This is a genomic window from Simplicispira sp., from assembly GCF_028687295.1.
GTDB lineage: Bacteria > Pseudomonadota > Gammaproteobacteria > Burkholderiales > Burkholderiaceae_C > Simplicispira > Simplicispira metamorpha.
On the sequence record NZ_JAQUAL010000129.1, the window covers coordinates 1 to 9,327 of the forward strand.

Annotated in this window: 7 protein-coding genes; all 7 read right to left on the bottom strand. The window is 67.3% G+C overall.

The window, feature by feature from the left end; all coding sequences use genetic code 11:
* Positions 1 to 10: 10 nt before the first annotated feature.
* Positions 11 to 1,744, bottom strand: coding sequence for a class I adenylate-forming enzyme family protein (locus tag PHX69_RS12830; RefSeq protein WP_288044158.1), 1,734 nt, complete (start codon positions 1,742 to 1,744; stop codon positions 11 to 13).
* A 2-nt stretch (positions 1,745 to 1,746) separates the two neighbouring features.
* Complete coding sequence (locus PHX69_RS12835) at positions 1,747 to 2,889, bottom strand: acyl-CoA dehydrogenase family protein (RefSeq protein ID WP_288044160.1); 1,143 nt, start codon at positions 2,887 to 2,889, stop codon at positions 1,747 to 1,749.
* Positions 2,890 to 2,935: 46 nt separating this feature from the next.
* Entirely contained in the window at positions 2,936 to 4,123 is a 1,188-nt protein-coding gene (locus PHX69_RS12840) for an acyl-CoA dehydrogenase family protein (RefSeq protein ID WP_288044162.1), read from the bottom strand.
* The gene (locus PHX69_RS12845; RefSeq protein ID WP_288044164.1) at positions 4,110 to 5,225 is read right to left on the bottom strand and encodes an MBL fold metallo-hydrolase; all 1,116 of its coding nucleotides are present in this window, start codon (positions 5,223 to 5,225) and stop codon (positions 4,110 to 4,112) included. Before PHX69_RS12845 ends, PHX69_RS12840 begins: the two co-directional genes overlap by 14 nt.
* Positions 5,222 to 7,030 (bottom strand): long-chain-acyl-CoA synthetase, encoded by a 1,809-nt coding sequence (locus PHX69_RS12850; protein ID WP_288044166.1) that lies wholly within the window; start codon positions 7,028 to 7,030, stop codon positions 5,222 to 5,224. Before PHX69_RS12850 ends, PHX69_RS12845 begins: the two co-directional genes overlap by 4 nt.
* A 44-nt stretch (positions 7,031 to 7,074) precedes the next feature.
* The gene (locus PHX69_RS12855; RefSeq protein WP_288044168.1) at positions 7,075 to 8,256 is read right to left on the bottom strand and encodes an acyl-CoA dehydrogenase family protein; all 1,182 of its coding nucleotides are present in this window, start codon (positions 8,254 to 8,256) and stop codon (positions 7,075 to 7,077) included.
* A gap of 22 nt (positions 8,257 to 8,278) precedes the next feature.
* On the bottom strand, positions 8,279 to 9,327 hold a 1,049-nt coding region (locus PHX69_RS12860), incomplete at its 5' end, for a lipid-transfer protein (RefSeq protein ID WP_288044170.1).

Below are 9,327 nucleotides of genomic sequence, written 5' to 3' on the forward strand. Positions count from 1 at the left end.
AGCGTGCGGTTCAGGCGCTGGCGTATTCGCGCTTGAGCACGGTTTTCAGCATTTTTCCGGCCGGGTTGCGCGGCAGGCTGTCGTGGCGCACATGCACCTGCTGGGGCACCTTGTAGGCGGCCAGACGCTGGGCCACATGCGCCTGCACTTCCTGCGCACTCAGCAGCTCGCCGGGCGCCAGCACCACCACGGCCACCACGGCTTCGCCGGTCTGGTCGTCGGGCTGGGCAAACACGGCCGCCTCGACCAGCGCCGGGTGCTGTAGCAGGCACGATTCGATTTCAGCGGCGGCGATTTTTTCGCCCGCACGGTTGATCACGTCCTTGATGCGATCGACGATGCGCACAAACCCTTCTGCATCCACCATGCCGATATCGCCGGAGCGAAACCAACCGCCGTCCAGCGCGCGCGCCGTGGCGTCGGGCTGGGCGCAGTATTCCTTCATCACGGTGACGCCGCGCAGCCACAGCTCGCCCGACTCGCCCGTGGGCAAGGGCGTGCCGTCAAACTCCGCCACGCGCAGCTCGATGATGGGCGAAATCAGGCCCGAGGCGTGCGGCCGCAACTGGAACAGGCGGCCTGACGCAGCCGCGCCCACGCCGTTGGTTTCGGTCAGGCCAAAGCCGATGCCCGACATGGAGTCGCCACGCCGGCCCAGCACGTCGTCGATCAGGCGCTGGGGCAGGCCCGCGCCGCCAAAGCCCACGCCGCCCAGGCTGCCGGTGATGGCGGGGTCGTCAAAACCGGGCTCGGCCAGCAACTGCATCACCATCGAGGGCGCGCCATTGAACTGGGTGATTTTTTCGGTCTGGATGAGCTGCAAGGCCTGCGCCGGGTTCCAGCGCCGCATGAACACCAGCCTGCGGCCATGGCGCAGCGATGCCAGCAACTGCGCATGCAGGCCACTGACGTGGAACAGCGGCACCGCCGTCAGCGTGGTGGGCTGCAAGCCGCGCGCCATCATGGCGGCGATCATGTCGGGCGAGGTCATGGCGGACATGGCGCCGATGTAATCAATGTTGTGCAGCGCCTGGCACACCGCGCGCTGGGTGGAGAGCACGCCCTTGGCCTGGCTACTGGCGCCCGAGGTGAACAGGATGAGTGCATCGTCGTCCGGCGCCAGCGCGGGCGGCTGCACGGCGGGCGCGCCGGGTGCGGTCAGCGCCGCCCAGTCGGCATGGCCCTGGCCGGGCGCGCCATCGACCACCGCAGCGCGGCAGTGCAGCGCGGCCAGGTCGTCCTTGACATGCGCAAAGCGCTCGGCGTCGCACAGCAGCCAGCGCGGTTGCACGTCGCGCAGGCCCGCCAGCAACTCATCGTGCAGGCCAAAGCTGTTCAGGGGTGCGGGCACGGCGCCCACCAGGGCTGCTGCCGCAAATGCCACGGCCCACTCGGGGCGGTTGCGCATGGCGATGGCGATGCGCTCGCCAGCGGCCACGCCGTAGTCGGTCTGCAAGCGCCCGGCCAGGGCATCGACGGCCTGGTAAAAGCGCTCAAACGTCCAGCGGTCGTTTTCATAGACCATGAACTCGCGCGCCGCGTGGGCGCGGCCAGCGTCGATCAGCGCTGCCAGCGTGGGCTGGGCGTGGCGGTAGGCGGGCACGGTCTGGCCGTTGATGTCCAGCGCCATCAGCTCAAAGGGCGCACCGGGCGCCGTCAGTTGGCTGCGGCAGCGGGCGGCCAGCGCCAACAGGTCTTGCCCGTCGGCAGGGGTGGAAGGGGCAGAAGAGGCAGCAGCGTTCATGTTCAAAATCCTTGGAGGCGGGCATAACGGTCGCGGTGAAACACCCCGTCGCCCAGGCTGTGCTGGAGCACACGCGCGCGCTTGACGATCAGGCCCAGGTCAAACTCATCGGTCACGCCGATGCCGCCATGCAACTGCACGGCCTCGTTGGTGACTTTCTCGCACAGGTCAGAGGCCCGGGCCTTGGCCAGGCTGGCCAGCAGCGCCAGACCGGGTTCGCCTGCGTCGATAGCCGCCAGCGCGGCGCGCACGCAGCTCTCCAGCATTTCCAGCTCAGTGTAGAGGCGCGCCATGCGGTGCTGCAAGGCCTGGAAGGAGCCAATCGGCACATCAAACTGCACCCGCTCTTTCAGGTACGACAGCGTGCGATCGAACGCCTCGCGCAGCAGGCCCAGGCCTTCGGCGGCCAGACAGATGCGGGCGCGGTCGAGGGCGGCGTCCAGCGCCTGCAATGCGCTTGCGGCGGCGGTCAGGCACAGGTCGTCGGCCACCTGCACGCCGGTCAGCGTGATGCGGGCGTGGTTGCGGCTGTCGGCCAGCAGCGTCGGTTGCAGCGCCACACCGGGCTGCGTGGCTTCGACCAGGAACAGGCCCAGGCCCTCGCCCTGCCCGTCGGCCCCCACCTTCTGGGCCACCACGATGAGCCAGGCCGCGCCGATGCCGTCGATGACAAACCATTTCTCACCGTCCAGCACCCAGCCGCCGCTGGCGCTGCGCCGCGCTTGCGTGCGGATGCGCTCGGGGTGGTGGCGGCCCTGCTCGTCCAGGGCCAGCGCCAGGCGCTGCTGGCCGTCGATGAGGCCGGGCAGCCAGCGCTGGCGCTGCGCCTGGGTGCCTGCGACCAGCAGCAGCTCGCCGCACAGCACCACCGAGGACAACAGCGGCAGCGCCGCCACGGTGCGGCCCATGGCCTCAAAGACTGCGCCCAGGCCCTGATAGCCCACGCCCAGGCCGCCGTCTTCCTCCGGGAATACGGCGGCGGGCCAGCCCAGCTCCACCACCTGCTGCCACAGCGTGGGCTCATAGCCCAGCGGGGCGCGCGTATCGCGCAGGCGCCGCTGCAAGGCAATGGGCGACTGGGCGTTCAAAAATTCCGTGGCGCTGTCGGCCAGCTGCCGTTGTTCATCGTTCAGCAAAAAAACCATGCTGCGTCTCCGTGTGTTGTGTCGTCTGCGCGGGGGTGGCAAGGCATCAGCCGGGCAGGCCCAGCACGCGCTTGGCAATGATGTTGAGCTGCACCTCGCTGCTGCCGCCCGCAATGGTGTAGGTTTTGGACAGCAGCCACAGGCGGCCAATGTCGTGCTCCTGGGGGCTGAACTCGTCGCCCTCCCAGTTCAGGCCGCGCTGGCCCATGACCTGCATCAGCAGCTCGTACTTGGCCACTTCCTGTTCGGTCTGCACCAGCTTCATGATCGAGGACGGCCCGCTCACGTCCATGCGCGCCATGGCCTGCTCCAGCACGCGCTGGTGCGTCAGGCCAAAAGCCTGCGAATCCATCAACAGCGTGGCCAGGCGGTCACGCCACACCGGCTCCAGCAGCGTGCCGTCTGCATCAAACAGATAAGGCCGCGCCACGGCCAGCGCATCGTGCGAGGGCGCCGAGCCTTCGCTGAACTTGGACATGGCGGCGCGCTCGTGTTGCAGCAGCTTCTTGGCCACCGTCCAGCCACCGTGCAGCGGGCCGACCAGCTGGCGCGCAGGCACCCGCACCTCGTCAAAGAACACCTCGCAAAAGCTGGATTTGCCGCTGATCAGCTCGATGGGCTTGACGGTGATGCCAGGGCTCTTCATGTCGATCAGCACGAAGCTGATGCCCTCTTGCTTGCGCGCCGTGGGGTCGGTGCGCACCAGGGCGTACATCCAGTCGGCGGCATCGCCGTAAGACGTCCAGATTTTCGAGCCGTTGATGACGAAGTCGCCGTTGTCCTCGATGCGCGCGGCGGTCTTGAGGCTGGCCAGGTCAGAGCCCGCATTGGGCTCGCTGAAGCCCTGGCACCAGCGGGCGCGCCCCTGCATCATCGGCACCAGATGCTCTTGTTTTTGCTCCTCGGTGCCCAACTCCAGCAGCACCGGCCCGAGCATCCACACGCCCAGGTTGAACTGCGGCTGGCGGCAACCCAGGCGCAGCATTTCTTCTTCCACGATGCGGGCTTGCTTGGGGCTGAGGCCGCCACCGCCGACCGCAGCGGGCCAGCCGGGCGCAAACCAGCCCCGGTCGCGCATGCGCTCGAACCACAGGCGCTGGTCTTCGCTGCCAAACTGGACGCTGGAGCCGCTCCACACCATTTCATCGGGCGTGATCGGCTGGCGCATGGACTCGGGGCAGTTGGCCTGCAGCCAGGCGCGGGTGTCGGCGCGGAATGTGTCAGTGTCTTGCATAAGAAATGTCTGCCTCTTCGGATGGCTCTGGGGTTTCTGGTGGCGTGGCGGCTGCCGGGTCGGTCAGCGCAAAGCGGTAGATGCCATCTTCGTCCAGCACGCGCCGCAGCACACCGCTGTAGCGCAGCCAGGACAGGTGGGCAATGGTCTCGCCCAGCGCCAGCATGTCGTCCACCGGGGTGCGCAGGCGCGGAAACAGGCACAGCATGGCATCAAAGGCGGTGCAGGTGCCGTGCTCGGCCAGATGGTCGCGCAACTGGCCCAGCTGCTGGCCGTGGTGTTCGCGCAGTTCCTGCGTGCGTGGGTGCAGGCCGCGAAACACCCGCTCGTGCGAGGGCAGCACCAGCGTGCCGGGCGCCAGCCGCTCCAGCCGCGTGAGCGACTCCAGCCACAGTTGCAGCGGGTTGGCCTCGGGCTCGATGCTGGTGACCAGCACATTGGAGCTGATGCGCGGCAGCAACTGGTCGCCAGCGATCAGGATCTCGTCCTGCGCGCAGTACAGGCAGGCGTGCTCGGGCGAATGGCCTTCGCCGATGACCACGCGCCAGGTGCGCGAGCCCAGTGTGATGTCGTCGCCGCCGCGCAGCCGGTGAAACGACTGCGGCTGCGGCGGCATGAAGGGATCACCGCGCATGGCTTTCCACATGCGTTCGGTGCGCTCGGGCGGCATACCTGAACGCGCATAAAACACGGCCTGGTCGCTGGGCAGCGGGTCTGGCACTGGCTCGGCCAGCGTGCGCATCATGAAATATTCGCCGTGCGTCATGTACAGCGGAATGCCAAAGCGCTCGCACAGCCAGTGGGCCAGGCCCGCATGGTCGTAGTGCATGTGCGTACACACCAGGCGCGCAATGGGCAGGCCCTGCAAATGCGTGGCGGCAATGTGTTCCCAGCAGTCGCGGGCGGCCTGCGTGTTCAGGCCGGTGTCGATCAGCGTCCAGCCGTCGTCACCGCGCAGCAGATAGACGTTGATGTGGTCCAGCGCCATCGGCATGGGCATGCGCGCCCACAGAATGCCCGGCGCCACCTCGACCACCGAGCCATCGCTGGCGGGCGCGCTGAAGGGGTAGTCCAGCACCGCGCGGGCGTGCAGCCGCGTCATGCCCGCGCCCTTTGCGCAACTGCCGCTTCCTGTAGCGGCACATAGGTCTTGGCAGCGTCATCGCGCACGAACAGCGGGTCGGCGACCTGCGCCGTGTCGTAGCCCTGGCGCTGCAAATCGACCTTGCGCAGCTTGTAGTTGCCGGTCATGTCAGTGGTGGGGGACAGGCGCAGGTACAGCGGCGCGGCGTAGCGCGGCAGGCGCTCCAGCGCAAAAGCCCAGAACGCCGCCGGATCGAACGGCGCGCCCGGTTGCAGCACCAGCGCCGCCATGCCCGCGCGGCCTTCAGCGCCGGGCACCTTCACGCCATAGACGGTGATGGCGTCCAGCCCCGGAAAATCGCCCAGCGCGTCGGCCACCTCGGTGGTCGAGACGTTTTCGCTGTTCCAGCGGAAGGTGTCGCCAATGCGGTCCACAAACCAGCAATAGCCGTCGGCATCAATGCGCAGCAGGTCGCCGGACGACCACCAGGCATCGCCCTGGCGGAACACGTTGCGCAGGATTTTCTTTTCGGTCGCCTCGGGCGAGGTGTAGCCCTCAAAGCGCCCCCCCACGACATCGGGGATGTCGATGATCATGCCGATGGCCTCGCCCACCTCGCCCACCTCGCACAGCTGCAAGAAGCCGTTTTCATCGCGCGGGTGGGTGTCGGTGTCGATGTCGTAGCGCACCAGGCGCAGGTTGGTTTTTTCCCAGAACGGCACGCGGCCGCAGGAGCCGATGCGGTTATCCAGGTTGATGGTGTTGGTGTTGGACTCGGTGGCCCCCCAGCCTTCATAGATCTGGAACTGGTCGCCAAAACGCCGCACCCATTGCTCCCAGACTTCTGGCGCCATGCCGGCCCCCACCATCTTGCGCAGCGGGTGCTGTTGGTCGTCGGGCTGGGGCGGCACGGTCAGCAGGAAGCGGCAAATCTCGCCCACGTACTGGCAAATCGTCACCTGGTGGCGGCGCACATCGGCCCAGAACTCGCTGCGGCTGAACTTGCGTCGCAGCAGCAGGCTGGCGCCCGAGACAAACGCCGTGGCGCCCGCCGACAGCGACGCGGCGCCGTGGTACAGCGGCAGGAAAACATAGAAGCACTCGTGCGCCTGCACATCCATGGTGGCCTGCATCACATCGCCCGTGATGAGCCAGCGGGCGTGGCTGATGACGGCGGCCTTGGGCAGGCCGGTGGTGCCGGAGGTGAAGATGTAGAGCGCCGGGTCGCCCGCGACCAGGCCCGTGCGCCAATCGGCGGGCGGGTTGTGGTCAACGGCCTGGTGGGCGGCCTGCTCCAAATCTACCGTGCAGCGCGCACGCAGCTCGGCAGATGCCGGGCGCTCGGCGTCTGGCCAAAGCCAGTAACCCAAATCCGACGGCAGCTCGGTGGCGGCAAACAGGCCCAGGCATTCTTCACCCACCACCACATGCGTGGCGCCGGTCACTTGCAACGCATGCGCCAGCGGCTTGCCGCTGACGTTGGTGTTGAGAAACACCACCCGGGCGCCCAGCTTGGCCAGGCCCAGCCAGGCAAACAGGAAGGCCGGGCGGTTTTCCATGCACAGCGCCACCACGTCGTTGCAGCGCACGCCCAGCGCGTGTGCTGCGTGGGCCACCTGGTTGATGCGCCGGTTGGTGTCGGCATAGTCGTAGCGCTCGTCGCCATACAGGATGCAGGGCTGCGTGGCAAAGCGCACCGCGCTTTCCTCGACGCGCTCGGCCATCGTGTAGGTCTGTGATGCACGGTGGCGCTGGCCCGCCCGTGCGCGATGGTCAAGCTTGGCCTGCGTCACTTCGCGCGGCACGATGGGTGCTGTTTTCACGCTGTCTCCCTGCTGTTGTTGTCTTGGATCGGGGCGGGTGGACTTCAGCGCACCGGGCGCGGCATCTTCAACCCGAACTGGGCAATCAGCTCACGCTGGATTTCGTTGGTGCCGCCGCCAAAGGTGTTGATGGTGTTGGCGCGGATTTCGTACTCCAGCTCGCCCATCAGCAGGGCCGCACTGGAGCCCGCGCGCACCAGGGCGCTGGCGCCGACGATGTCCATCAGCCGGCGCAAAATTTCCAGCACGCCCTCGGAGCCATAGACCTTGGTGGTCGATGCCAGGGCCACGTCCATGCCACCGGCCTCCAGGTCGGCGGCGATGCGGAAGTTGATGAGGCGCATGGCCTCCATGCGGGCATAGCACTCGGCCAGCGCGCGCCGCACCCAGGGCTGATCGACTGCGCGGTGGCCCTGCTCGTCGCGCGCCTTGGCCCATTGCAGCACCCGGCCAAACGGGCCAAACACCTTGTCCGACCACGACCCCAGGCCCAGGCGCTCGTGGTTGAGCTGGGCGGTGATGAGCTTCCAGCCGCCATGCAGCTCGCCCACCAGGCGGTCGGCAGGCACGGCCACGTTGTCGTAGTAAGTGGCCGCCGTGAAGTTGCCCACGGTCTGGATCAGCGTGTGCGAAAAACCCGGTGCATCGGTGTCCAGAATCAGGATGGAGATGCCTTTGTGGCGCGCCAGCTCGGGGCTGGTGCGCGCCGCCAGCCAGACATGGTCGGCCGATTCGATACCCGACGTCCACAGCTTGGCGCCGTTGACGATGAACTGGCCGGTCTGCAAGTCGCCCTCCAGCCGGGCCTGCGTCTTGAGCGTGGCCAGGTCAGAGCCGGCCTGCTGCTCGGAATAACCGATGGCGAAAATGATCTCGCCTGCGGCGATGCCGGGCAGGAAGCGCTCTTTTTGCGCCTGCGTGCCGTTTTCCATCAGGGCGGGCCCGACGGTGCTGATGGTCACGAAGGGCAGCGGCGCACCGGCAATGTTGGCTTCTTCAAAAAAGATCAGCTGCTCGGTGGCGCTCAGGCCCTGGCCGCCGTGCTCCTTGGGCCAGCCCACGGCCAGCCAGCCGTCGCGCCCCATCTGGCGGATGGTGTTGCGGTAGGTGTCGCCGCCTTCGGCGCCGCGCAGCTCCAGACGCAACGCGGGCGTCATCAGCGTGTTGAAGTAGTCGCGCACCTGCAAGCGCAGGCGGTGTTGTTCGGGGGTCAGGTCAATGAACATGCGGTGGTCTCCTTGCCTGGCGTCAGGCGTCGCCCAGAATCAGGCCGCTGGTGGGCACGCCGGTGCCCGCTGTCACCAGCACGTTGTGTACGTTGTCCACCTGGTTCACAGCGCTGCCGCGCACCTGGCGCACCGCCTCGGCCACGCCGTTCATGCCGTGGATGTAGGCCTCGCCCAGCTGGCCGCCGTGGGTGTTGATGGGCAGCCTGCCGCCGCGTGCGTGCTCGCCGGCACGCACGAAATCCTTCGCTTCGCCGCGCTTGCAGAAGCCGAACTCCTCCAGCTGCGGCAGCACGAAGGGGGTGAAGTGGTCGTAAATCACCGCCGTCTGGATGTCTTGGGCACTCAGGCCGCTTTGTTGCCAGAGTTGCTGGGCGACCAGTCCCATTTCGGGCAGGCCGGTGATGTCCTTGCGAAAGTAGGAGGTCATGATTTGCTGGCCGTCGCTCAGGCCCTGGGCAGCGCCCTTGATGACCACCGGCTTTTGCAGGAGGTCGCGCGCCCGCTCGCTGGACGTGATCACCATGGCCACGGCGCCGTCGGATTCCTGGCAGCAGTCCAGCAGGTGCAGCGGCTCGCAGATCCAGCGCGACGCCTGGTGCTCTTGCAGCGTGATCGGCTTGCCATGGAAGAAAGCAGCCGGGTTGGTGGCGGCAAAGTCGCGCGCCGCCACGGCCACGCGGCCAAAGTCCTCGCTGGTGGCGCCGTAGGTGTGCATGTAGCGCTGGGCAAACATGCCGACCCAGGCTGCGGGCGTGTGAAAGCCGTAAGGCATGTACCAGCCGTAGTTGACGTTCTCGACAATCGGCGAGGAGCCAAAGCCGTAGTTGCCATTGCCAAAGCGGTACCAGCTGCGCTCGTTCATGGCGCGGTACACCACCACCGTCTTGGCGATGCCGGTGGCCACCGCCATGGCGGCGTGCAGGATCGGCGCGCAGGCCGCGCCGCCGCCATGCGGCACTTGCGAGAAGAACTTGACGTTGTTGGCGCCCAGCAGGCGGGCAATTTCGTACTCGGGCACCTTGTCGATGGTGTACGACGAAAAGCCGTCCACCTCGCTGGGGTCGATGC

Coding starts and splice junctions, on each gene's coding strand:
- PHX69_RS12845 (WP_288044164.1), bottom strand. CDS start 5,225: ATGACGCGGCTGCACGCCCGCGCGGTGCTGGACTACCCCTTCAGCGCG.
- PHX69_RS12830 (WP_288044158.1), bottom strand. CDS start 1,744: ATGAACGCTGCTGCCTCTTCTGCCCCTTCCACCCCTGCCGACGGGCAA.
- PHX69_RS12835 (WP_288044160.1), bottom strand. CDS start 2,889: ATGGTTTTTTTGCTGAACGATGAACAACGGCAGCTGGCCGACAGCGCC.
- PHX69_RS12840 (WP_288044162.1), bottom strand. CDS start 4,123: ATGCAAGACACTGACACATTCCGCGCCGACACCCGCGCCTGGCTGCAG.
- PHX69_RS12855 (WP_288044168.1), bottom strand. CDS start 8,256: ATGTTCATTGACCTGACCCCCGAACAACACCGCCTGCGCTTGCAGGTG.